Source organism: Pseudomonas sp. FP2254 (genome assembly GCF_030687695.1).
Classification (GTDB): Bacteria; Pseudomonadota; Gammaproteobacteria; order Pseudomonadales; family Pseudomonadaceae; genus Aquipseudomonas; species Aquipseudomonas quebecensis.
The window spans coordinates 2929639-2952295 of the sequence record NZ_CP117444.1; the positions used below are offsets into that span (position 1 = coordinate 2929639).

Consider the following 22657-nt stretch of genomic DNA (forward strand, 5'->3'; position numbering starts at 1 on the left):
CGCGTACATAGCGATTAACCCATGCCGTGCATACCAAGGAGCTGCTTCATGCTGATTCATGCCTCACGTCTGGCCGTCCTGGCTAGCGCCCTCGTTTTCGGCGCGGCCCACGCCGATGAAGTGCAGGTGGCGGTGGCCGCCAACTTCACCGCGCCGATCCAGGCGATTGCCACCGGTTTCGAGCAGGACACCGGGCATAAACTGGTCGCGTCCTACGGTGCCACTGGGCAGTTCTACACTCAGATCAAGAACGGCGCGCCATTCCAAGTATTCCTCAGCGCCGACGACACCACCCCGCAGAAGCTCGAAAACGAAGGCGATACCGTCAAAGGTTCGCGCTTCACTTACGCCGTGGGCACCCTCGCGCTGTGGTCGGCCCAGGCCGGTTATGTCGACGCAGGCGGTGAGGTGTTAAAGCGCAACCAGTTCAAACATTTGTCCATCGCCAACCCGAAAGCCGCGCCTTATGGCCTGGCCGCCACTCAGGTCCTGGCCAAGCAGGGTCTGAGCGAACAGCTCAAGGACAAGCTCGTCGAAGGCCAGAACATTACCCAGGCCTATCAGTTCGTTTCCACCGGCAACGCCGAGCTGGGTTTCGTGGCCTTGTCGCAGATCTATAAAGACGGCAAAGTCACCAGCGGTTCGGCCTGGATTGTCCCCGCGTCCTTGCACGACCCCATCAAGCAGGACGCGGTGATCCTTAACAAAGGCAAAGACAGCGCCGCAGCCAAAGCGCTGGTCGAATACCTCAAAGGGCCGAAAGCCGCTGCCGTTATCAAATCCTACGGTTACGAGCTGTAAATGCCCCTATCGAGTGCCGATTTTTCCGCGATCTGGTTGACCGTCAAACTCGCGACACTGACCACCGTGATCCTGCTGGTCATCGGCACTCCGATTGCCCTGTGGCTGTCGCGCACGCGCTCCTGGTGGCGCGGCCCCGTGGGCGCGATCGTCGCCCTGCCGCTGGTGCTGCCGCCGACGGTCATTGGTTTCTACCTGCTGCTGACCATGGGTCCCAACGGCTATTTCGGCCAGCTCACGCAGTGGTTGGGCCTGGGCACCCTCACGTTCAGCTTCACCGGCCTGGTCATCGGTTCGGTGATCTACTCCATGCCATTTGTGGTGCAGCCGTTGCAGAACGCCTTTTCGGCCATCGGCACGCGGCCTTTGGAAGTCGCGGCGACACTGCGCGCCGGACCTTGGGACACGTTCTTCAGCGTGATCCTGCCCCTGGCGCGCCCGGGTTTTATCACCGCGTCCATCCTGGGCTTTGCCCACACTGTCGGTGAGTTCGGCGTGGTGCTGATGATCGGCGGCAATATCCCGGACAAGACCCGCGTGGTCTCGGTGCAGATCTACGACCATGTCGAAGCCATGGAATATGCCCAGGCCCATTGGCTGGCGGGCGCCATGGTAGTGTTCGCGTTTTTTGTGTTGCTGGTGCTCTACTCCAGCCGCAAAACCAGACTGGGCTGGAGCTGATGTCGATGATGGAGATACGCCTGCACTTGCGGTATTCCGGCTTTGCCCTCGATGTGGACCTGCAACTGCCCGGCCGTGGCGTCACCGCGTTGTACGGGCATTCAGGCTCCGGCAAGACCACCTGCCTGCGCTGCATCGCCGGTCTGGAACGGGCCAGGAATGGCTTAATCCGGATCAACGACGAGGTCTGGCAGGACAGCCGCAGCGGGGTGTTCATGCCGCCGCACCAACGCGCGTTAGGGTACGTGTTCCAGGAAGCTAGCCTGTTCGCGCATTTATCGGTGCGCGCCAATCTGGAATTCGGCCTCAAGCGCACGCCGCGCGCACAACGGCAGGTGGACATGGCCCAGGCCACCGAGCTGCTGGGCATCGGCCATCTGCTCGAACGCCGGCCCCAGCACCTGTCCGGCGGCGAGCGCCAGCGCATCGGCATCGCCCGCGCACTGCTCACCAGCCCCCGCTTACTGTTGATGGACGAGCCCCTCGCGGCCCTCGACAGCCAGCGCAAAAGCGAGATCCTGCCGTACCTGGAACGCCTGCACGACGAGCTGGAGATTCCGGTGCTGTATGTCAGCCATGCACAGGACGAAGTCGCGCGCCTGGCTGACCACATCGTGCTGCTCAGCGAAGGCAAAGCCTTGGCCTGCGGCCCCATTGGCGACACACTGGCGCGCCTGGATCTGCCGCTGGCGCGCGGTGATGACGCCGGCGTGGTGATCAATGGTGTGGTCAATGCCTACGATGCCCACTACCAGTTGCTCACGCTGCAGTTGCCGGGCAGCGCGTTGACCGTGCGCGTGGCCCACGCGCCGCTGGACATTGGCAAGGCGCTGCGGGTCAAGGTGCAGGCGCGGGACGTCAGCCTCAGCCTGCAGGCCGAGGAACCCAGCAGCATCCTCAACCGCCTGCCGGTCACTGTGATCGAGGAGGTCGCTGCGGATAACAGTGCCCACGTGCTGGTGCGCCTGGACGCTGACGGCACGCCGCTGTTGGCGCGCATCACGCGTTTTTCCCGCGACCAGTTGCAGCTGCATCCCGGAAAAGGGCTGTGGGCGCAGATCAAAGCCGTGGCGGTGCTGGCCTAGCAAACCTTTTAGCACGTCCGCACACGGCTGCGGTCAATCAGACATACCGGCCTGATTGATTGCCAAGGAACCTGAGCCATGCCCGACTCCGCGCTGCCCGCCGACCTGCCCCGCGACCTGCATTACGTTGATGACACCCAGCCCGGCATCCGCCGCAAAAAAGTGCGCGGCAAATTCCAGTACTTCAACCCCAAGGGCGAGCGCATCACCGATGCCGACGAGATCAAGCGTCTCAACGCCCTGGCGGTGCCACCGGCCTACACCGATGTATGGATCTGCGCCGATCCGCGCGGTCATCTGCAAGCCACCGGCCGCGATGCCCGCGGACGCAAGCAATACCGCTACCACACGCGCTGGCGCGAAGTGCGCGACAGCGACAAATATGCGCGTCTGCAGGCCTTCGGCAACGCCTTGCCAAAACTGCGCAAGCAATTGGAAGCGCAACTGGCCGAACCCGGATTCACCCGCGAAAAAGTCCTGGCTACCGTGGTGATGCTGCTGGACGCCACGCTGATCCGCGTCGGCAATACCCAGTACGCGCGCGATAATAAATCCTACGGCCTGACCACGCTGCGCAACCGACATGTGGACGTCAAGGGCAGCGAGATTCAGTTCCAGTTTCGCGGCAAGAGCGGCGTGGAGCATCAGGTGAGCGTCAAGGATCGACGCCTGGCCAGCGTGGTGAAACGCTGCATGGAATTGCCGGGGCAGAATCTGTTCCAGTACCTGGACGAGGACGGTGAGCGCCACACGGTCAGTTCTCATGATGTGAATGCCTACCTGCACAGCCTCACGGGTGAGGATTTTACTGCCAAGGATTATCGCACGTGGGCTGGCACCGCCATGGCGCTGGCAGTGCTGCGCGAATTGCAGTGGCAGCCCGAATCCGATGCCAAGCGGCATGTCGTGTCGATGGTCAAGGATGTCGCCAAGCAGTTGGGTAATACCCCGGCGGTGTGCCGCAAGTGCTATATCCACCCGGCCGTACTTGAGCATTTCAGCCTGGGGGAATTGTCGAAGCTGCCCAAGCCGCGGGTGCGCAAGGGCCTGAAAGCCGAAGAAGTCGCTCTGGCGATGTTCCTCGAACGCCTGGCCGCTGACTTGCCGCAGAACGCCAAGGCGGGTTAGGCTCTGTCTCCCTTCTGACCCTCGGGACGACCGCCGACGTGAACCACTAAGCCTTCCAAAATGTATCCGCAACCAGCGCCTGGCGCGCTTGTTGGCCTGTTCGACATTTTTATGGAGGTGCTGATGACTCACGTCACACGGCTGCCCGCATTGATCTCCCTGCAACACGTAACCTTCCAGTTCGCCAATGGCGAAACCCTGCTGGACGACCTGAACTTGTCCATCGATCACACGTCCACCGGCATTGTGGGCCGCAACGGCAGCGGCAAAAGCCTCCTCGCCCAACTGATCGCCGGAGTGCTCGCGCCGTCATCCGGCGCCATCACACGATCGGCCAGCGTGGCCTTCGTTCCGCAAAACGTGGTGGTTACGCCCGGCGCCAGCGTCGCCGATCTCACCGGCAGCGCCCCGGCCCTGGAAGCATTGCAACGCATGGCCGCAGGCGCGGCGCGTGTCGACGACCTTGAGCTGATCGACGACCGCTGGGATCTTGCCGAGCGCCTGCGTACGGCGCTGGATGAGGCGGGCCTGGCATCACTGACGCTCGAATCGCCGGCCGATCAACTCAGTGGCGGCCAACTGGCGCGGGTGGCGTTGATCAGCGCGTTCCTGACCACGCCCGAGTTGCTGGTGCTCGACGAACCCACCAACCACCTCGACAGCAGCGGGCGCGCCTGGCTGCTCCAGGCCCTGGGCCAGTGGCGCGGCGGCTTGGTGGTCGTCAGTCATGACCGGGCGCTGCTCAATACCCTGGCACGAATCATCGAACTGTCCCCTCTGGGCCCCAAGGTCTACGGTGGTAACTACGAAGCCTATCGACGACAGCGCGACATCGAGCAGCACGCTGCGATTGCCGCTTTGGACCATTCGCGCCTGGAGCGCACGCGCGAGCGCCGTCGTCTGCAAAAGGACCACGACACGCTGCAACGCAAGGCTGCCCGTGCCCACAAACACGCGCAAAGCGCCAATGTGGACCGGTTTACCCAGGCCCGCTGGAAAAGCACAGCCCGTGAAGTGGTCAGCAGCGTGCGCAGCGATCAACATGCGCGTAAACAGCAACTGGACCATCAGGTGCGCCAGGCCCATGAGGGCGTGGCGCAACAGCCCCCGACCTTACTGGCCTTGCCGGATTCGGCGGTGCCCAAGGGGCGCCTGGTGCTGAAGCTGGTCGATGTGTGCTTACCGTGGCTGGATACCCCGGCGCTGACCCTCAGCTTGATGGGCCCGGCGCGGGTGGCCGTGCAAGGGCCTAACGGTTGCGGTAAATCCACCTTGCTCAAAGTGCTGGCGGGCCAGTGGCAACCGGTCAGCGGAGAGTGTCGCGTGCCGCTGCCAGCGGCCTGCATCGACCAGCACCTGGGCTTTCTGGACGAACAACGCTCGGTAATCGAGCACCTCAACCTGCTCGACACGCCACTGGTCGAAGGCGAACTGCGCACGCGCCTGGCCTTGCTGCAGTTGGACGCGGTGCGCGTGACCCAACCGGTCGCACAGCTCAGCGGTGGTGAGCGTTTGAAGGCCGCGATGGCGATTGCCATGTGGCGTGACGTCCCGGCGCAATTGCTGTTGCTGGACGAGCCTACCAACCACCTGGACCTGGCGTCGGTCATTGCCTTCGAGCAGGCGTTGCAGGGGTTTGCCGGAGCGATGGTGGTGGTGTCCCATGATCCGGCGTTTATCCAGGCTATCGGCCCCACCCATCATCTGAGTTGGACGCCTTCGGGCTGGCGCCTGCAAACTGCCTGACGTCATTGCGCGCGGGCGCAAAGCGCCCTACCGTAGTGGCCGGATAATCTCACCGAGGCCCCGCCCATGCTGCCGCTGCCCCGCAAGCCTTACGCCAATGCCGCTTTGGCCCAACGACGCCGATGGCGCGGGCGCGTCGGCATGATGCTGGTGGCCAGCCTTTCGGTGCTGGCGGGGATGACCGATGCCATAGGCTTTATGGCCAGCGGCGATTTTGTTTCGTTCATGAGCGGCAATACCACGCGCCTGGCAGTGGCCATCGGCGCGGGCGACCACAGCCTGACCGGGCGTCTGCTGTTGCTGGTTGCCACGTTCATTCTGGGGAACGCGCTGGGCATTGTGGTCAGCCGACTGAGCCGGCGCCACGCCCTGCCCCTCCTGCTGTATATCGCCGCGCTGTTGTGCTGCGGCGCGTTCTGGCCCTTCGAGGACCTGTTACCCGCGCTGTTGGCGGCAATCGTGGCCATGGGCATGCTCAATGCGGCGGTCGAAGAAGTGAACGGCTTGCCGGTGGGCTTGACCTACGTGACCGGTGCGCTGTCGCGGTTCGGTCGCGGCCTGGGCCGCTGGTTACTGGGCGAGCGCCGCGACGGCTGGCGCGTGCAACTGGTGCCGTGGGCCGGCATGTTTGTCGGTGCGGTGATCGGGGCGGTACTGGAGCATCATATGGGGTTGCGCGCGCTGTGGGTCAGCGGCGCCCTGGCGGCCGTGTTGGGTTTGGTGTCGCTGAAGATTCCACGGCGTTGGCACTTGGGCTACATGCCGCGTTGAACAGAAAAGGATGCTCGCCCGGCGTGTCGACCTCGACGTCCGTGTACTGGTAAAGAGCCATCACCCCGGGCGAGCGAGGTGAATCATAAGGCAATGCCCGAGCGCTGTCCCGCCGGGCATTTCCGAAGATCGCTAAGGCAAGGGATTACAGACAGGTCGCCAGCGCAGCCAGACGACGCTTGGCCGGCATGTTGTCTTCGGCGGCGTAGTACTTGATGCTGGAACCGGCGCCCGCACTCTGGATGTCGACGAAGTAATCGCCCGCGGTGGTGTACACGGTGAAGCCACCCGACCCGGTCGGTTCCTTGAAGCCGCCGGCGTCGACACCGAACACGCTTTCATCCTGCCAGCCGAACTGCACGCATTCAGCCACCACCAGCGTGGCTTTGTCAGACGCCAGGGTCTTGTAAGGCGTGCCGGCGCGCGCCTCTTTCATCTTCGAGCCCGCGCAGCCGGCCAGTACCGCCAGCGCCAATGCGCCAATCACCACGTTCCGCATGCCATCACTTCCTTGAAAAAAACGCGACTCTACCATTGCCGCGTACCTGCCTGACGCTTGCATGAACTTTGTTTCACGGTAAAACCTGCTTTCGCCGCCTACACTGGCCGTGCTCATTTTTTTGAAGTCTTCCTTCCGCCCGCCCTCCCGCGGGCTTTTTTTCGACTGCGTTTCAGAGCCACCAGCGAAACAGATAGAACACCGCCATGCTCAGCAGCACTGTGATCAACACGTTGCGCGTCCAGAACATCAATCCCACCGCGCAGAGGCCTGCGAGCAGATACGGGTTGGTCGGGCTGAGGTTGAGCTGATGGTCGGTCAGGAAAATAATCGGTCCGCAGATCGCCGTGAGCATGCCGGGCACCGCAAATCCCAGGAACTCCCGCGCGCCACGGTTAAGGCGTACCGGCAGGCGCGGTTCGATAAACAGGTAGCGGTTGAAGAACACCGCCAGGCCCATGGTCACAATCATCAGGTAAATCATGGTTGCCCGACTCCCAATCGCTTGCAGATAAACCCAGCGCTCATGCCCAGCAGGCCCGACATCACCACCGCCGATTCCCAGTGTAGAAAACTCAGCCACACCGAACACAGCAATGCTACCGCCACGCACACCACCGTCGGTACGTCGCGCACCACCGGGGTAATCAACGCGATGAAGGTGGCAGCGATCGAAAACTCCAGCCCCAGTTGATCAAGCCCCGGAATGCTTTTGCCGAGCACAATGCCGGCCAGGGTGAACAGGTTCCAGATGATGTAAAAGCTCAGCCCCACGCCGAGGGCGTACCAGCGATTGAACGTCTGGCGGTCGTAGTGGCTGACCAGCGCGAAAAATTCATCGGTGAGCAAAAAGCCCAGGCTCAAACGCCAGCGTGTATTCAACGGTGAAAGCACCGGCCGCAGGTGCATGCCGTAGAGCAAATGTTGCGAAGTCAACAGCAAGGTAGTGAGCACAATCGATATCAGGCTGGCGCCACTTTTGACCATCCCGATAGCCACCAGCTGCGCGGCACCGGCGAACACAATGGCCGACAGGCCCTGGGCTTGCAGTGGGGTCAATTGCGCGTCGATGGCCATGGAGCCGGCGAGCAGCCCCCAGGGAGCGCAGGCCAGGGATAACGGCAGAACGGCGATCGCACCGCGGGCAAAAGCGTGATAAGGCAAGGCGGCAGGCATAGAAACGGCTCATCGACAGACAGTCGCCAAGCATGCCTGAACGAGTTGAAGCGTGTCTTGAACGATCTTGCTCAGGCGAGCCTGACCGAAACCTGCTCCACCGAGTCGCGCGCTTCGCGCAATTCGTAGGCGTCCTGGTTGAGGCGATGAATGGTGTTGAGCAAGCGCTGACGCAGCACCTCGTCGCCGAGTTTTTCAACGGCGCGCATCAGATCAAACGCTGCGGTTTCGTTATTTTCCGCGACGGAATCCAGGGTCTTGCGCAGGTTGCGGGTTGCTCGGGTCACGCGGGGTCTTCCTTCATCAGCAATGGGCAGGCACTTTAGGACATTCATGTTTCATTTTAATTTCAGACACTTGTGGCGGATTTCCAGGTCTTTGATCCAGGTCAATCAATACAAGTTTTGACAGAAATATATGGAAATACGTATATTCGCATAACCCTATACAGGAGCCGGAACCATGCCCGACCTCTTTTCGCCGCCAGCCCTGTTCAAATGCCTGGCCGACCCTACCCGTGTACGCCTGACGCTGTTGATCCTGCGCGAAGGCGAACTTTGCGTGTGCGAACTGATCCATGCTCTGGGCGACAGCCAGCCGAAAATCTCCCGCCACCTCGCACAACTGCGCAGTTGCGGCGTATTGGTGGATCGTCGTCAGGGTCAATGGATCTATTACCGCATCAACCCGGCATTGCCCGATTGGGCACATCAGGTACTGGACATCACTTTGCAAGCCAACCAGCCATGGTTGCACAGCGACGCGCTGCGTCTGGGTGCAATGGGCGACAGACCACAACGGGCCAGCACCTGCTGCTGAGCCATCGGAGCGTTTATTCATGCTTGTCGCAATTGCCATTTTTCTGGTCACGATTGTTTTGGTTATCTGGCAGCCCAAGGGCCTGGGCGTCGGCTGGAGCGCCAGCCTCGGTGCGATCCTGGCGCTGGCCTGCGGCGTCATCAGCCTGGCGGATATTCCGGTGGTGTGGCACATCATCTGGAATGCGACCGGCACGTTTGTCGCCTTGATCATCATCAGCCTGCTGCTCGATGAGGCCGGTTTCTTCGCCTGGGCCGCCCTGCATGTGGCGCGCTGGGGGCGTGGCCGCGGACGGCGGCTGTTTGCCTATATGGTGCTGCTCGGCGCGCTGGTGTCGGCGCTGTTTGCCAATGACGGCGCGGCGCTGATCCTGACGCCCATCGTGATGTCGATGTTGCTGGCGCTGCGCTTTTCGCCGGCGGCCACCCTGGCGTTCGTGATGGGCGCGGGTTTTATTGCCGACACGGCGAGCCTGCCGCTGGTGGTCTCGAACCTGGTGAATATCGTCTCGGCCGACTATTTCAAGATCGGCTTCAACCAATACGCAGCGGTGATGGTGCCGGTCAACCTGGTCAGTGTGGCAGCCACCCTGGCGGTGCTGCTGTGGTTTTTCCGCCGCGATATCCCACAGGCCTACGACCCGGCCGACCTGGATGAACCCGCCAGTGCGATCCACGACCGCGCCACGTTCCGCGCCGGCTGGTGGGTACTGGGAATTCTGCTGATCGGCTGTTTCGCCCTGGAACCGCTGGGCATTCCCATCAGTGCAATTTCCGCCGTGTGCGCCGTGCTCCTGCTGGTGATCGCCGCCAAGGGCCATAAAATTTCCACGCGCAAAGTACTCAAAGAAGCGCCCTGGCAGATCGTGATCTTTTCCCTGGGCATGTACCTTGTGGTGTACGGCCTGCGTAACGCGGGCCTCACCACCTACCTGGCGACCTGGCTCGATACCTTCGCCACCTACGGTATCTGGGGCGCGAGCATGGGCACCGGGCTGCTGACCGCGCTGCTGTCGTCGGTGATGAATAACCTGCCGACAGTACTGATCGGCGCGCTGTCCATCGAATCGAGCCATGCGGTGGGCGTGGTCAAGGACGCCATGGTCTATGCCAATGTGATCGGCAGTGACCTGGGCCCTAAAATTACGCCTATCGGCAGCCTCGCCACGTTGCTGTGGCTGCATATCCTGGCGCGCAAAGGCATCACCATCACCTGGGGTTATTACTTCAAGGTCGGCATCGTGCTGACCCTGCCGGTGCTGTTGATCACCCTCGCCGCCCTCGCCCTGCGCCTGAGTGTCTGAAGGAAGCATTTGATGAAAGTCCTGTTCATGTGTACCGCCAACAGCTGTCGCAGCATCCTGTCCGAAGCGGTGTTCAACCACCTGGCGCCGCAAGGCTTCGAAGCGGTCAGCTCCGGCAGCTTTCCCAAGGGCCAGGTGCTGCCCCGCAGCCTCAGTACCCTGCAGGCCGCCGGAATCAGCACCGAGGGGTTGTACAGCAAAGGTAACGACGCCTTCGAAGGCAGCCCGCCGGACCTGGTGATCACCGTGTGCGACAAGGCGGCCGGTGAAGCCTGCCCGGTGTACTTCGGCCCGGCGATGAAAGCGCATTGGGGCCTGGAGGATCCGTCCGACGTCGAAGGTGACGACGCGCGCCTCGACGCCGCCTTCAACGCCACTCTGGAAACCATCGAAAGTCGCTGCCGGGCGTTTTTTGCATTGCCGTTCGAACGCCTGTGCCCGGCTGAGTTAAAGGTTGAACTGGAACGCATCGGGCAGTTATAAACGCGTGGCACATCGGTCGGTCCGGGCTTTTCGCTCCGCGCCCGACCTGACAGACATGGAGGAGGCTGGGCACGCATGTTGACGATTTTTTTCTCCGCGCTGGTATTTGGTTTTGTGTTCTGCCTGTCTCCTGGCGCCGTGCTGGCCGAGACCCTGCGCCGAGGTTTGCTGCACGGCTTCAGGCCGGCACTGCTGGTGCAGGTAGGTTCACTGGTGGGCGATGCGGTATGGGCAGTCATTGGCCTCACCGGCATCGCCCTGCTGATGCAGCACGATGCCGTGCGCGTGCCATTGACGGCGGTCTGCGCGCTGTACCTGGCCTGGCTCGGTGCGCGCAGCCTGCTGGATGCCTGGCGCTTGCCGGCAGCAGACAATGCCCCTGCCGGCTCCGGGCAGAATGCGCTGGCGGTGGGCGCGGCAATCTCGTTGGCCAACCCGAAAAACATTGTGTACTGGGGTGCGCTGGGCAGCGCCTTGTCGGGCATCGTCGGCGCCACGCCGAGCCATGGCCAGACGCTGATGTTTTTTGCCGGTTTCATGCTCGCCTCGGTGCTGTCGTGCTTCCTCACCGCCGCGTTGGTCAATCTGCTGCGCCAGAATGCTTCACCGGTCTGGCAGCGCGTCAGTTACGCTGCCTGCGGCCTGGTACTGATCTATCTGGCGATACTCGCCGCCCGGGGCCTATGAGTTTTCGCCGTGGCTGGCGCGCCGGCAGCTTGGCCGGCATACAGGCCGCGCGCGAGGTCAATCAAGTAGCGCGTCTCGGCGGTCATCAATAACAGGTCGGTCTGCACTTCTTCGATCACCATCTCCAGGACGATCAACACGCAAATGGCCGGCGCCATGAACAGCCAGTGGTAGTAGCACTGGGTAAACAGCGAAGCCACAACCCCGATGATCCACAGCGACAACACCAGGCGCGGTGCGTGTTTTTGCAGGGGAATCCAGAAGCGCTGCAGCTTCCTGAGTTTGGCGCTGCAGCGCTTTATGGAGTCTTCCAACTGCGTCAGGTCGAGCGCGTTGCGGTGGCGAATAGAGGTAGACATGCGTGCAGTCCGTACGTGACTTACAAAGGTGATGTCGCGGGCTCGGCCAGCGCCCGCGCAGGCAGCGCACGGTTCAGCCAGGCCGGATTGATGGCGTTGACTTGCACCCAATCGCCATTGCGCGGCATCCCTTCGCAGCTCTTCAAAGCGATACAGCGCCCTTGTGTGTCCAGCAAGGCGAAGTGGCGATAGCGTTGAACGCCCTTGAATCCGAAAACGGAGAAGCGCATGCCTGCACCTGAAGCGGTTGGGTTTCAGATAGCGACCAGTTGCTCTGGCCACGTCAGTTCGAACAGGCTGCCGCCCTGCGTCAGGTTGCGGCAGGTCACGCGGCCTTCATGGGCCAGGGCAATCGCGCGCACCACGGCCAGCCCCAGGCCGCTGCCGCCCTGGGCACGGGAGCGTGAACTTTCCCCGCGCTGGAACGGCTCAAAGATATGCGCGGCGAATGTTTCATCAATGCCTGGGCCCTCATCCGCGACGCTCAAGGTATTGATGCCGTCCTGACTGCTCAGGCGCACCGTGACGATGCCCGGGTTCGCATGCCGCTTGAGGTTGTCGAGCATGGCCAGCAACGCCTGGCGAATACGGGCCGGGTCGCAGTGCACCGGTTGCCTGAGCAACTCCATGTGCAGGGTGAATCCGCATGCTTGCAGGCCCGGTTCGAACAGGCGAGCGTCTGCTTCGATCTCATCGGCCAGGTCGGCTCGTTGGATCTGCACGTCGAGGTAGCCGTTGTCGGCCAGGCCTACGACCCGCAGGTCTTCGATCAGCCGCGCCAAGCCTTCCACTTGGCCGAGCAGGCTGTAGAACTGCGCTTGGTCCGGGGGGAAGACACCTTCGGCCAACCCTTGCAGACGGCCACGCAGGATGGTCAACGGGGTGCGCAGTTCATGGGCAATCGCGGCGTTCCAGAACGACTGTTCCTGCGCCATGCGCTTGAGCCGTGCGGCCATGCTGTTGAAGTCATCCACCAGCAAGGTGGCCTCGGCCAATGAGCGGTCGGACGCCGTCGCGCGGGCGTCCAGGTCGCCATCGGCGAGGCGGCGAAGGCTGGCCGCCACCGAGTTCAGGGGCATCAGAATGCGCCGGGACAATTTGATCGCTACCACCGCACCCACGGCCAGGCCAATCGCCGTGATCAATGCCATCCAGGCCCATTCCACGCCAGTGGGCAGCCACTCATCCACATCAATGTCGGTGGGTGGCCAGAACGTCCACAGCAGCGCGTAAAACACATAGGAGCCGACGACCGCCAGGGCAATCACACAGAGCACCACGGCGGACATCGACAGAATGATCTGCCGGCTCAAGCTGTTGGCGATTCTCATGCATGGCTCCCGAAGCGGTAACCCACACCACGAATGCTCGCCGGAACGCCTTGCAGGCCCAGGTCTTCGATTTTGCGCCGCAGTTTGCTGATATGGCTGTCGACCGTACGTTCCAGACTATCGCTCTCGGGCGAACACGAAGCGAGCAACTCGGCACGACTGAACACGCGCCTGGGCGCTTTGGCCAACTGCGCCAGCAACCGGAATTCTGTCGCTGTCAGGCTCAGCGCGTGATTTTGGGTGCCGATCCGCACGCTGACCTCATGGCTGTCGACATCGATTTCAAAGGCATCCACGCGCAGTACGCTTTGCCCGCTGCCGTAGCCCTGGTCGCGGGAACGGCGCAGGACCGCCTGGGTCCTGGCGACCACTTCGGCCGGGTTGAATGGTTTGACGATGTAGTCGTCGGCACCGATGCGCAGCCCCATCAGCTTGTCCATGTCCTGGTCCTGGGCGGTCAGCATGATCACCGGGGTATTGCCACGGTGACGGATCTCGGCCAGTACCATCCAGCCATCGAGTTTCGGCATCAGCACGTCCAGCAGCACCAGGTCGGGCTTGAGGGATTGATGCAGTTCAAGCGCACGCCGCCCATCCAGCGCATGCGCGGTCTGAAAGCCGCTGCGCTTGAGGTAGGCCGTCAGGATATCGGCGATTTCGGGTTCGTCTTCGGCGATCAATATCAGGGCCTGGGGTTTATCGGCGAACCCAGGTGGCGTCGAAATCAGGTGTGCTTCAGTCATGGTCGGCTCGGGGGTGCTGTTCGGTCGTCGCAGTATGGCTAATTAGCAAGGGCGACGAAGGCTACTGTGCACCACGAGCATGCGCTTTCATGGGAGGTTTTATGGAGAAACGATGGAGAGGCGGGTCTATTTGCGCACTGGGTTCAGTCGATCAGTGCCAACAGATCGGTGTCGCCGACATCCTGCCCGGCCTGGGCCAGCAAGGTTCCACTGGTTGTACGTCGCCAAGCGTGTGAAATGCTCAATGTGGTTCATGGTGCCGTGTCCTGGTGCGGCGGCTGACGCCATCATAGAACGTGACGGCGATACCTGCACCCGCCACCTGGGATCGCGCACCGGTGGTGGGTTGATCGCTCGATTTCCCGACTACACTCCCCCTTCTACCGGTCGTCTCCTTGCCTTCAACTTTGTATCGCGTGGCCGATACGGTTTATGACCTGCCTGCTTTCCATCCCTATGAGTACGCCCCATGCGCCTGAGAAACCTGAATCTCGCTCCCCGTGCCGCGCTGTTTTTTTCCGCGATCATCGTCCTGGTCCTGGTACTTGGCGTGATCGCCATTCTGCAGATGGGCAAGTTGCGCGACGCAGAGAAGGATGTGGAGCTCAATTGGATGGCGAGCATCCGGCAAACCGCGATGATGAACGCCACAGTGCTGCGCCTGCGTCTGGAAACCCAGCGAGCCGTGGCCGACCCTCAGACAATCCAGAAAACCGTGGCTGACTTCCCCGGCTACCGTAAGGCCTTCGCCGATGCGTTCTCCGGCTATGAACCGCTTATTTCCGGCGATCAGGAACGGACGCTCTTTCAAACCGCCAAGGCCTCGGCTGACGCTTACTCCAAACAGCTGGACGCCCTTGAACCGTTGCTCAAGCAAGGTGACACGGGCGCCATCGTCCAATTGGTCGCCAATGGCATTCGCCCACTGACCAACGCCATGGAAGGCGAGATCAAGGCCCTCACCGACTACAACAACGAGGGTGCAGAGAAAGCCGGGCAAGCCGCCACGGACACCTTCACCACCGGCACCTGGCTGGTGATTGCGCTGATCGTGCTGGTGATGGCGATGACCGCCGGCCTCGCGTTCCTGCTGACCCGCAGCATCACCTCGCCCATTGGCGATGCGCTGTCGGTGGCCGAGCGTATCGCCAACAGCGACCTGTCCAAGGAGGTCAGCGTGCACGGTACGGACGAAGCGGGCCGGCTGTTGAAAGCGTTGTCGCAGATGCAGACCAACCTGCGCAACACCATCCTGCAGATTTCCGATTCGTCCGCTCAGTTGGCCTCGGCTTCCGAAGAGATGACCGCCGTCACCGAACAGTCCAGTCGCGGCCTGGTGTCGCAGAACGATGAAGTGAACCAGGCCGCCACGGCGGTCACCGAAATGAGCGCGGCGGTGGATGAAGTGGCGCGCAACGCCGAATCCGCCGCCCAGGAATCCAAGCGCAGCCAGGGCTTTACCGAAGTCGGCCTGCAGCGCGTCACGCAGACGCTGCGCTCCATCGAGAAACTCTCCGGCAACGTGGACAACACCAGCGAGCAGATTCAGGGCCTGTCGAACCGCGCCCAAGGCATCAGCAAAGTGGTGGAAGTGATCCGCGCAATTGCCGAGCAGACCAACCTGCTGGCCCTTAACGCCGCCATCGAGGCTGCACGAGCCGGTGAGCAAGGCCGCGGTTTTGCCGTGGTTGCCGATGAAGTCCGCGCGCTGGCGCACCGTACCCAGGTGTCGACTCAGGAGATCGAGCAGATGATCGCGGCGATCCAGAACGAATCCGACGACGCGGTCACGGCCATGGGCACCAGCAAGGAACTGGCCACTGAATCCCTCGGCGTGGCGCAGGAAGCCAGCAGCTCGCTGGACCAGATTGCGGCGGCAATCATCCAGATCAACGAACGCAACATGTTGATCGCCACCGCCTCGGAAGAACAGTCCCATGTGGCGCGTGAGGTGGACCGTAACCTGGTGAGCATCCGCGAGCTCGCGACCCAAAGCGCCGCCGGCGCCAGCCAGACCGCCAGCGCTTGCGGCGAGATGTCGAAGCTGGCGGCGAACCTGAACCAGCTGGTCAATCGCTTCGTGGTCTGATGCCGTCAGGAAGACCCCATCGGCCCGGCGCCTGCGGGCCCATTGGGGCATTTTTTGTGGTGAGCGGGAATGTGGGAGGGGCTTGCCCTAATGCCATTCAGTTAAGGGTTCAGATGATCCAGCCCAGGCGATGACTATCAACAGTGGGAGGGGGCTTGCCCCCGATGACGGTGTGTCAGTGGCAAATGGGCTGACTGACCCACTGCTATCGGGGGCAAGTCGAATCGTCGCACCGCCCCTCTCCCCTACATCGGCGTGCTGCTGACCACCCGGAGCGCCAGGCCCTCGTAAGCATCCAGGGTGATGGTAAACGCGCCGTCCTCGGTCAGATCGCCTTCGACCCGTTCATTGATGATGTCCACCACCGGGCCGGGTGCGATGTTGGGCAGGTGCAGGGTTTCGGTGATGGGCGTGGCGCCGAAGTTCAGCGCGGTGATCTGCGTGCCCTTACCGGCAGGCAGTTCGTGGACCATGATCAAAAGGCCAGGGTGTTCTACGTCCGGCACCAGGATCTGGCGGCTGGCGGCAATGTCATAGGCGCGGCGCACCGCGAGGATTTTCTGCAGTTGCGAGGCGAACGATTGCGGGTCCTGCAACTGGTGGTTCAGGCTGCCATACAGGCTTCTCGAACGCGGCATCTGGCCTGCGGACAGTTGCGCGTCCGGGTTCAATTCCACCAGATCGTAAGCGCCGCGATGAATCCAGCGGGTATCGCCGTCCTGCATCAGGTGCGCAACCTCATCGGCCGCCAGCGGCAGCGCGCCCACCAGATCCCAGCCGGACAACGCAAACACCCCAGGCTGCATCGCGTTGTACATCACCAGCAACAGATGGATCTGCTGGATCTGCTGAATATCCGCCGCCGTGATGGCCTCCAGGTCACGAATGCCCAGTGCCGCCGTGATGATACTGACGGTGGTGCAGGACACGCCGTTGGTGACGAACTTGAGGTTGTAGGGCGCGTGCTCGCCGGTCAGGCGCTCGTACATCTGCTCACGGATGTGCTCGCGCAGAATGTTGCCGGGGAAGGTCTGGCCCTGGTAGAGGAAGCTGTCGTGGGCATGCAGGGTCCAGAAGTGCACCAGCTCCAGGGTCAATTCATCGTGGTTCTGCAATGCGTGGATCAACGAACCGGGGTCGATGCCCTGGCGGTGCATTTCCCGCAGCATCAGGCGCAGGAATTCGGCATCGCCCATCAACAGCGCGTGCTGGTAAGCCGGCCGGGTGATGAAGTCATAGGACAGGTCGGCGCCGCCGTGGGACATGGAAGCGATGTCATCCACGGTGAGGTTCAGCTCCTGGAAGCTGAAGCCGCCGGCCTTGCGAATCGCGCCGCCGATCAGCTGGTTACCGGTAATCGACAGCGGGTGGCTCTCGGACCACGCGCCGCCCTCAGGCTTGCGCTCCACGCCGAGAAAACCGTTGGCGTCCAGGCGCAGGATCTTGGCGCCCATCACGTCGATAGCGTGCAACGCATCGCCGATGATCATCTGCTGCGCGGCAAACGATGGGTCCAGCCAGTTGAGCGACGGCTGGCCTTCCTTGAAGTAATGCAGGTACACCCAGCGGCGTGGCTTGCCGTCGACGCCCACCACCACCGGCGTGGCGCTCCAGTCGGTTTCCTTGACGCCGGGCTCAAAGAAGATCACCCGTTGTAGCTGGCCGACGATGTAGTGCTTGTCGCGCAGGGCATCCACCTGCAACGGGCTGAGGTTCTGCGCATCACGCCCCGCCGCCACCTCGGGCAGCAGCGGCCAGTCTTCTTCGCGGATTTCTACCATGTGGTAGAGGCCGGGGTAGTCTTCGTAAGCCATCTCGGCCAGGCGAAAGTCCGCGCCCTTACCGGTGTGGGACGGGATGACGTCATCGATGATCACCGCGTTATGCGCCGCGGCCATGCGCGTCAGCGCCTGCAACTGCGCCTCGGTGCCCAATTGCGGGTCGATCTCGAAACTGATGCGGTCGAAGTTGCCGTCGATGGTCGGCGTGTGCTGCGTACCGTTCAGGCCTCCGGATTTTTTCAGCGGGCCATTGTGGATGCCCTGGATACCGATTTTCGACAGTGCATGCCACAGGCTCTCATCCCCCAGTGCCTCCAGCACCGTACCGCCTTCGCGGGTGACGATCGAGGCCGGGTATGCGGTGAACCAGACCGATGAGAGGGCTGAGGCATCGCGCGGCCGGGTCTGTGCATAGGGCTGTTGCCACAACCGACCTTGCCCCGAATAGAGCTTGGCGCGCTGACGCGCCGCGTGCAGCATCGATTGTTCTACCAGCCAGTTCACATGGGTGTTGTCCGCCGCCGTCATAAGCTTGATACCTGTCGTCGTAAAAAGTGGCTCGTAAGCATATGAGGGGCACGGGCGCCATTCGTTGCATCGCAATCACGCCAACGCGGGCCCTCCCCCCGTCGCCTGTCGATACTGGCGTGGCGTAAACCCGGTGGACGCCTTGAACTGCCGCGTGAATGCGCTGTGGTCGGTATAGCCGCACTGCAAGGCCACCTCAGTAATGGGCAGCTCGCTGTGCAGCAGGCGGTGTGCGTGTTCCAGGCGGACTTTCTGGATCATCTGGCGCGGCGTCAGGTTGAACACCCGCTTGCAGTAGCGCTCCAGCTGGGCCACGGAGATGCCGGCGATGCGCGTCAGTTCGCCCAGGGTGACACGTCGGCTGAAGTGGCGGCGGATATGCTCATCGACGGCGGCCAGGCGCTGGTAGGCCGGATGGGTTTCGCTGGCCGATTGCAGGTCAACCGAAATGCCGGCCAGGCCGATGATCGCACCGGCCCGGTTGTACAGCGGCCATTTATGAGTCAGGCACCAGCCCGGTTCGCGACTGCCGTACAGGTGCAGCTCCAGCTGGTCTTCCAGCACCAACCCGTCTTCCAGCACCCGTCGATCCTGTTCGGTATACCCCGGCCCCAGCTGCGCGGGGAACACTTCGGCGCTGGTCTTGCCCAGCAGCGGTCGCAGCTGCCTGAGGCCGCAGCGCTGCACCAGCGTGCGGTTGGCCAGGGCATAGCGCGCCTGAACATCCTTGATAAAGATCGCGGCGTTGGGGATCACGTCGAGCATCGGCAACAGCTGTGCGGCAGCGCTCACCAATTGTTCGAGGCTGTCGGGGCGACTGGCCGCATCGCCCTGGCAAAGGCTCGCAAATGCACTGTGCAGCATGGTCATCTCTCCGGCGGCGCCTTGGACGCGTAGCAGATTGCCCGATGCCCGACGCACTGTCGAGCCAGGCAAATTATGCCGATTTCGTCATCGATGGCGGCGCAAAACATCAATCCCCGGCGCGCCGGTGAGTTCACTGTAGAGCCCTGCATGCCTCTCCAATAACTCACAAGAAGGCGCCGCTATGTCAGGCCAAGGCAAGTTCAAGAAACAGCTCTCACTGATGGACCTTACCTTTATCGGGTTGGGGGCCATCTTCGGTTCGGGCTGGCTGTTCGCAGCCAGCCATGTGTCCGCGATCGCGGGCCCGGCGGGCATTATTTCCTGGTTGATCGGCGGTTTCGCCGTATTGCTGCTGGGCATCGTCTACTGCGAACTGGGCGCCGCCCTGCCCCGCGCCGGCGGCGTGGTGCGCTACCCGGTGTACTCCCACGGCCCGCTGCTGGGCTACCTGATGGGGTTTATCACGCTGATCGCATTTTCCAGTCTGGTCGCGATTGAAGTGGTCGCGTCGCGTCAATATGCGGCGGCGTGGTTTCCGGAACTGACCCAGGCCGGCTCCAGCAACCCCACCACCCTGGGCTGGCTGGTGCAGTTCGCGCTGCTGTGTCTGTTCTTCGTGCTCAACTACCGCAGCGTCAAAACCTTCGCCATCGCCAACAACCTGGTGAGCGTGTTCAAGTTCATCGTGCCGCTGCTGGTGATCGGCGTGTTGTTCAGTTTCTTCAAACCGGCGAATTTCCAGGTGCATGGTTTTGCGCCATTCGGCCTGTCGGGCATCGAGATGGCGGTGTCGGCCGGCGGGGTGATCTTTGCGTACCTGGGCCTCACGCCGATCATCTCGGTGGCCAGTGAAGTGAAAAACCCGCAGCGCACCATCCCGATCGCGTTGATCCTTTCGGTGCTGTTATCGACCGCCATCTATGTGCTGCTGCAAACCGCATTCCTGGGCGGCGTGCCCACAGAGATGCTTGCCGATGGCTGGGCCGGGATCAGCCGGCAACTGGCGTTGCCCTATCGCGACATTGCCCTGGCCTTGGGCGTGGGTTGGCTGGCGTACCTGGTGGTGGCCGATGCGGTGATCTCCCCCAGCGGCTGCGGCAATATCTACATGAACGCCACGCCGCGCGTGGTGTATGGCTGGGCGCAGACCGGCACGTTCTTCAGGATTTTCACGCGTATCGATGAAAAATCCGGCATCCCGCGCCCGGCGCTGTGGCTGACCTTTGGCCTGTCGGTGTTCTGGACCTTGCCGTTTCCGTCCTGGGAGGCGCTGATCAATGTGGTGTCGGCCGCGCTGATCCTCAGCTACGCCGTGGCCCCGGTGACCGTCGCCGCACTGCGCCGCAACGCACCGCAAATGGCCCGGCCGTTCCGGGTCAAGGGCATGGCTTTGCTCGGCCCGGTGTCGTTCATCATCGCCGCGCTGATCGTGTACTGGTCGGGCTGGAGCACCGTGTCGTGGCTGCTCGGCCTGCAAATCCTGATGTTTGCGATCTACCTGCTCTGCGCGCGCTGGGTGCCGACCGCGCACCTCAATCTGGCGCAACAAGTGCGTTCGTCAGCGTGGCTGATCGGTTTCTACGCGGTGATGATCCTGCTCTCCAAACTCGGCACCTTCGGCGGCATCGGCGCCATCGGTCACCCGCTCGATACGCTGGTGGTCGCGGCGTGCGCGCTGGGTATCTATTACTGGGGCGCCGCCACCGGCGTGCCGGCGCACCGGGTGCGGCTGGAACAAGAAGCCGATGAAAGCGAAACGATCGACGAGCACCAAGGCCGACCCGCAATGGCCCCGGCCACGCACTGATTGGAGCGACTGATGAAACGATTGCATGTAATCGACTCCCACACCGGCGGCGAACCTACGCGCCTGGTACTCAGCGGCTTCCCGTCGCTGACCGGCGCCAGTATCGCCGCGCAGCTGGAGTGCTTACGCAGCGAGCATGACCAATGGCGCCGCGCCTGCCTGCTGGAGCCGCGTGGTAACGATGTACTGGTCGGCGCGCTGTATTGCGAGCCGGTTACGCCAGGCGCCACCTGCGGCGTGATCTTCTTCAACAACGCCGGCTACCTGGGCATGTGCGGCCACGGCACCATCGGCCTGGTCAACTCGCTGCACCACCTGGGGCGTATCGCACCGGGGGTGCACACCATCGACACGCCGGTAGGCCCGGTAGCGGCGACATTGCACGAAGACGGCGCGGTGACCCTGCGCAATGTGCCGGCTTATCGCTTTCGCCAACAGGTGCCGGTGGACGTGCCGGGCCACGGCGTGGTCAAGGGCGATATCGCCTGGGGTGGCAATTGGTTTTTCCTGGTCAGCGAACATGGCAAGGCCTTGGAGATGGATAACGTCGACGCTCTCACCGAGTACACCTGGGCGATGCTCAAGGCCCTGGAAAACCAGGGTATCCACGGTGCCGACGGCGCATTGATCGACCATGTCGAGCTGTTCGCCGACGACGCCCACGCCGACAGTCGCAACTTCGTGATGTGCCCCGGCAAGGCCTACGACCGCTCGCCCTGCGGCACCGGCACCAGCGCCAAACTCGCTTGCCTGGCCGCCGATGGAACACTCAGGCCCGGCCAGGTGTGGACCCAGGCCAGCATCACCGGCAGCCAATTCAATGGCCAGTACGAGTGGGAGGGCGAGCGCGTCATCCCCTTTATCACCGGTCGCGCCTATATGACCGCCGACAGCGTGCTGCTGATCGACGAGCAAGACCCTTTCGCCTGGGGCATTTGAGCCCCCCATTTGACTTGAAGGAGTACAACCATGAGCGACAACATTTTTACCGGCTGCATCCCTGCCCTGATGACCCCGTGCACCGCCCAGCGCCAACCTGACTTCGACGCACTGGTCGCAAAAGGCCGCGAACTGATCGAAGCCGGCATGAGCGCAGTGGTGTACTGCGGCTCCATGGGCGACTGGCCGTTGCTCACCGAAGCCCAGCGCCAGGAAGGCGTGGCGCGGCTAGTGGCGGCTGGAGTGCCGACCATTGTCGGTACGGGTGCGGTCAATAGCCGCGAAGCGGTGGCTCACGCCGCCCACGCCGCCCACGTCGGCGCCCACGGCCTGATGGTGATTCCCCGCGTGTTGTCGCGTGGCGCATCCGCCACCGCACAGAAGGCGCACTTCTCGGCAATCCTCAAGGCTGCGCCCGAGTTGCCGGCCGTGATCTATAACAGCCCTTACTACGGCTTCGCCACCCGCGCCGAGCTGTTCTTCGAACTGCGCCGCGAACACCCGAACCTGATCGGCTTCAAGGAATTCGGCGGTGGCGCGGACCTGCGCTATGCCGCCGAACACATCACTTCCCAGGACGACCGTGTGACCCTGATGGTGGGCGTGGACACCCAGGTGGTGCACGGCTTCGTCAACTGTAACGCCACCGGCGCCATCACCGGCATCGGCAACGCGCTGCCACGAGAAGTGCTGCACCTGGTGGCGCTGAGCAAACAGGCGGCCAAGGGCGATGCCAAGGCCCGGCGCCTGGCCCGCGAACTGGAAAGCGCCCTGGCGGTGTTGTCGTCGTTTGATGAGGGCTGCGACCTGGTGCTGTATTACAAGCACCTGATGGTGCTCAACGGCGACAAGGGCTACGACCTGCACTTCAATGAGACCGACGTGCTCAGCGAGGCTCAGCGGCGTTACGCCGAGCAGCAGTTCGCACTGTTCCGCCAGTGGTACGCCAACTGGTCGGCCGAGCAGAACCGCGCCTGAGTGCGCACGCGCCGCCGTGATCGGCACGGCGGCCCTTCCTATTTTCCAGGACGATC

At 62.7% G+C, this 22657-nt stretch carries 24 protein-coding genes; 14 read left to right on the forward strand and 10 right to left on the reverse strand.

Annotated features, from left to right (window positions below):
* The first annotated feature begins 48 nt into the window (after positions 1-48).
* The 6 genes from modA (at position 49) to PSH94_RS13490 (ending at position 6212) form a co-directional block, all read left to right on the forward strand.
* The gene (modA, locus tag PSH94_RS13465) at positions 49-801 is read left to right on the forward strand and encodes a molybdate ABC transporter substrate-binding protein (protein WP_266249469.1); all 753 of its coding nucleotides are present in this window, start codon (positions 49-51) and stop codon (positions 799-801) included.
* Positions 802-1482, forward strand: a complete 681-nt coding sequence (gene modB / locus PSH94_RS13470) for a molybdate ABC transporter permease subunit (RefSeq protein ID WP_305434763.1) — start codon at positions 802-804, stop codon at positions 1480-1482. It abuts the gene before it with no gap.
* Between the two features lie 5 nt (positions 1483-1487).
* The gene (gene modC / locus PSH94_RS13475; RefSeq protein ID WP_266249471.1) at positions 1488-2567 is read left to right on the forward strand and encodes a molybdenum ABC transporter ATP-binding protein; all 1080 of its coding nucleotides are present in this window, start codon (positions 1488-1490) and stop codon (positions 2565-2567) included.
* Positions 2568-2645: 78 nt separating this feature from the next.
* A complete protein-coding gene (locus PSH94_RS13480; protein ID WP_181077746.1) occupies positions 2646-3695 on the forward strand; it encodes a DNA topoisomerase IB in 1050 nt (349 codons plus the stop codon).
* A gap of 123 nt (positions 3696-3818) precedes the next feature.
* Positions 3819-5441, forward strand: a complete 1623-nt coding sequence (locus PSH94_RS13485; RefSeq protein WP_305434766.1) for an ABC-F family ATP-binding cassette domain-containing protein — start codon at positions 3819-3821, stop codon at positions 5439-5441.
* A 66-nt stretch (positions 5442-5507) separates the two neighbouring features.
* The gene (locus tag PSH94_RS13490; protein WP_253507818.1) at positions 5508-6212 is read left to right on the forward strand and encodes a YoaK family protein; all 705 of its coding nucleotides are present in this window, start codon (positions 5508-5510) and stop codon (positions 6210-6212) included.
* 145 nt (positions 6213-6357) lie between these two features.
* Here PSH94_RS13490 and PSH94_RS13495 read toward each other — a convergent pair whose 3' ends face one another.
* The 4 genes from PSH94_RS13495 to PSH94_RS13510 form a co-directional block, all read right to left on the reverse strand.
* Complete coding sequence (locus tag PSH94_RS13495; RefSeq protein WP_253507821.1) at positions 6358-6711, reverse strand: hypothetical protein; 354 nt, start codon at positions 6709-6711, stop codon at positions 6358-6360.
* 172 nt (positions 6712-6883) lie between these two features.
* Positions 6884-7195 carry an AzlD domain-containing protein gene (locus tag PSH94_RS13500; protein WP_253507824.1) on the reverse strand — a complete coding sequence of 104 codons (312 nt, stop codon included), beginning with the start codon at positions 7193-7195 and terminating at the stop codon, positions 6884-6886.
* On the reverse strand, positions 7192-7887 hold the full coding sequence (locus PSH94_RS13505; RefSeq protein ID WP_253507827.1) for an AzlC family ABC transporter permease: 696 nt from the start codon (positions 7885-7887) through the stop codon (positions 7192-7194). The genes PSH94_RS13500 and PSH94_RS13505 overlap by 4 nt, the downstream gene beginning before the upstream one ends.
* Before the next feature lie 71 nt (positions 7888-7958).
* A complete protein-coding gene (locus PSH94_RS13510; RefSeq protein WP_005788169.1) occupies positions 7959-8174 on the reverse strand; it encodes a hypothetical protein in 216 nt (71 codons plus the stop codon).
* A gap of 175 nt (positions 8175-8349) precedes the next feature.
* Between PSH94_RS13510 and PSH94_RS13515 the strand changes: the two genes are divergently transcribed.
* The 4 genes from PSH94_RS13515 (at position 8350) to PSH94_RS13530 (ending at position 11179) form a co-directional block, all read left to right on the forward strand.
* Complete coding sequence (locus PSH94_RS13515) at positions 8350-8706, forward strand: metalloregulator ArsR/SmtB family transcription factor (RefSeq protein WP_253507831.1); 357 nt, start codon at positions 8350-8352, stop codon at positions 8704-8706.
* Positions 8707-8725: 19 nt separating this feature from the next.
* A complete protein-coding gene (locus PSH94_RS13520; RefSeq protein WP_253507835.1) occupies positions 8726-10009 on the forward strand; it encodes an arsenic transporter in 1284 nt (427 codons plus the stop codon).
* A gap of 12 nt (positions 10010-10021) precedes the next feature.
* Entirely contained in the window at positions 10022-10492 is a 471-nt protein-coding gene (locus tag PSH94_RS13525) for an arsenate reductase ArsC (RefSeq protein ID WP_253507838.1), read from the forward strand.
* A gap of 75 nt (positions 10493-10567) precedes the next feature.
* On the forward strand, positions 10568-11179 hold the full coding sequence (locus PSH94_RS13530; protein WP_181077757.1) for a LysE family transporter: 612 nt from the start codon (positions 10568-10570) through the stop codon (positions 11177-11179).
* Here the strand turns inward: PSH94_RS13530 and PSH94_RS13535 are convergent.
* From PSH94_RS13535 to PSH94_RS13550, 4 genes are read right to left on the reverse strand one after another with little or no spacing between them, the layout of a single operon-like run.
* On the reverse strand, positions 11146-11538 hold the full coding sequence (locus tag PSH94_RS13535; protein WP_181077759.1) for a hypothetical protein: 393 nt from the start codon (positions 11536-11538) through the stop codon (positions 11146-11148). The two genes, PSH94_RS13530 and PSH94_RS13535, sit on opposite strands and share 34 nt — an antisense overlap.
* A gap of 20 nt (positions 11539-11558) precedes the next feature.
* Positions 11559-11768 (reverse strand): hypothetical protein, encoded by a 210-nt coding sequence (locus tag PSH94_RS13540; RefSeq protein WP_266249482.1) that lies wholly within the window; start codon positions 11766-11768, stop codon positions 11559-11561.
* A gap of 24 nt (positions 11769-11792) precedes the next feature.
* A complete protein-coding gene (locus tag PSH94_RS13545) occupies positions 11793-12869 on the reverse strand; it encodes an ATP-binding protein (RefSeq protein WP_305434772.1) in 1077 nt (358 codons plus the stop codon).
* Positions 12866-13612 (reverse strand): response regulator, encoded by a 747-nt coding sequence (locus tag PSH94_RS13550; protein WP_305434774.1) that lies wholly within the window; start codon positions 13610-13612, stop codon positions 12866-12868. The genes PSH94_RS13545 and PSH94_RS13550 overlap by 4 nt, the downstream gene beginning before the upstream one ends.
* A 469-nt stretch (positions 13613-14081) precedes the next feature.
* Here PSH94_RS13550 and PSH94_RS13555 point away from each other — a divergent pair, with 469 nt between their 5' ends.
* Positions 14082-15701 carry a methyl-accepting chemotaxis protein gene (locus PSH94_RS13555; protein WP_305434776.1) on the forward strand — a complete coding sequence of 540 codons (1620 nt, stop codon included), beginning with the start codon at positions 14082-14084 and terminating at the stop codon, positions 15699-15701.
* Between the two features lie 245 nt (positions 15702-15946).
* Here the strand turns inward: PSH94_RS13555 and treS are convergent, their stop codons facing one another.
* Positions 15947-18010 (reverse strand): maltose alpha-D-glucosyltransferase, encoded by a 2064-nt coding sequence (treS, locus tag PSH94_RS13560; RefSeq protein ID WP_305434778.1) that lies wholly within the window; start codon positions 18008-18010, stop codon positions 15947-15949.
* A gap of 75 nt (positions 18011-18085) precedes the next feature.
* Positions 18086-18874, reverse strand: a complete 789-nt coding sequence (locus PSH94_RS13565; RefSeq protein ID WP_285428185.1) for an AraC family transcriptional regulator — start codon at positions 18872-18874, stop codon at positions 18086-18088.
* Positions 18875-19058: 184 nt separating this feature from the next.
* Here PSH94_RS13565 and PSH94_RS13570 point away from each other — a divergent pair, with 184 nt between their 5' ends.
* From PSH94_RS13570 to PSH94_RS13580, 3 genes are read left to right on the forward strand one after another with little or no spacing between them, the layout of a single operon-like run.
* Positions 19059-20684 carry an APC family permease gene (locus PSH94_RS13570; RefSeq protein WP_253507847.1) on the forward strand — a complete coding sequence of 542 codons (1626 nt, stop codon included), beginning with the start codon at positions 19059-19061 and terminating at the stop codon, positions 20682-20684.
* A 12-nt stretch (positions 20685-20696) separates the two neighbouring features.
* Complete coding sequence (locus PSH94_RS13575; RefSeq protein WP_305434780.1) at positions 20697-21623, forward strand: 4-hydroxyproline epimerase; 927 nt, start codon at positions 20697-20699, stop codon at positions 21621-21623.
* Positions 21624-21653: 30 nt separating this feature from the next.
* A complete protein-coding gene (locus tag PSH94_RS13580) occupies positions 21654-22601 on the forward strand; it encodes a dihydrodipicolinate synthase family protein (RefSeq protein WP_181077774.1) in 948 nt (315 codons plus the stop codon).
* Positions 22602-22657 lie beyond the last annotated feature (56 nt).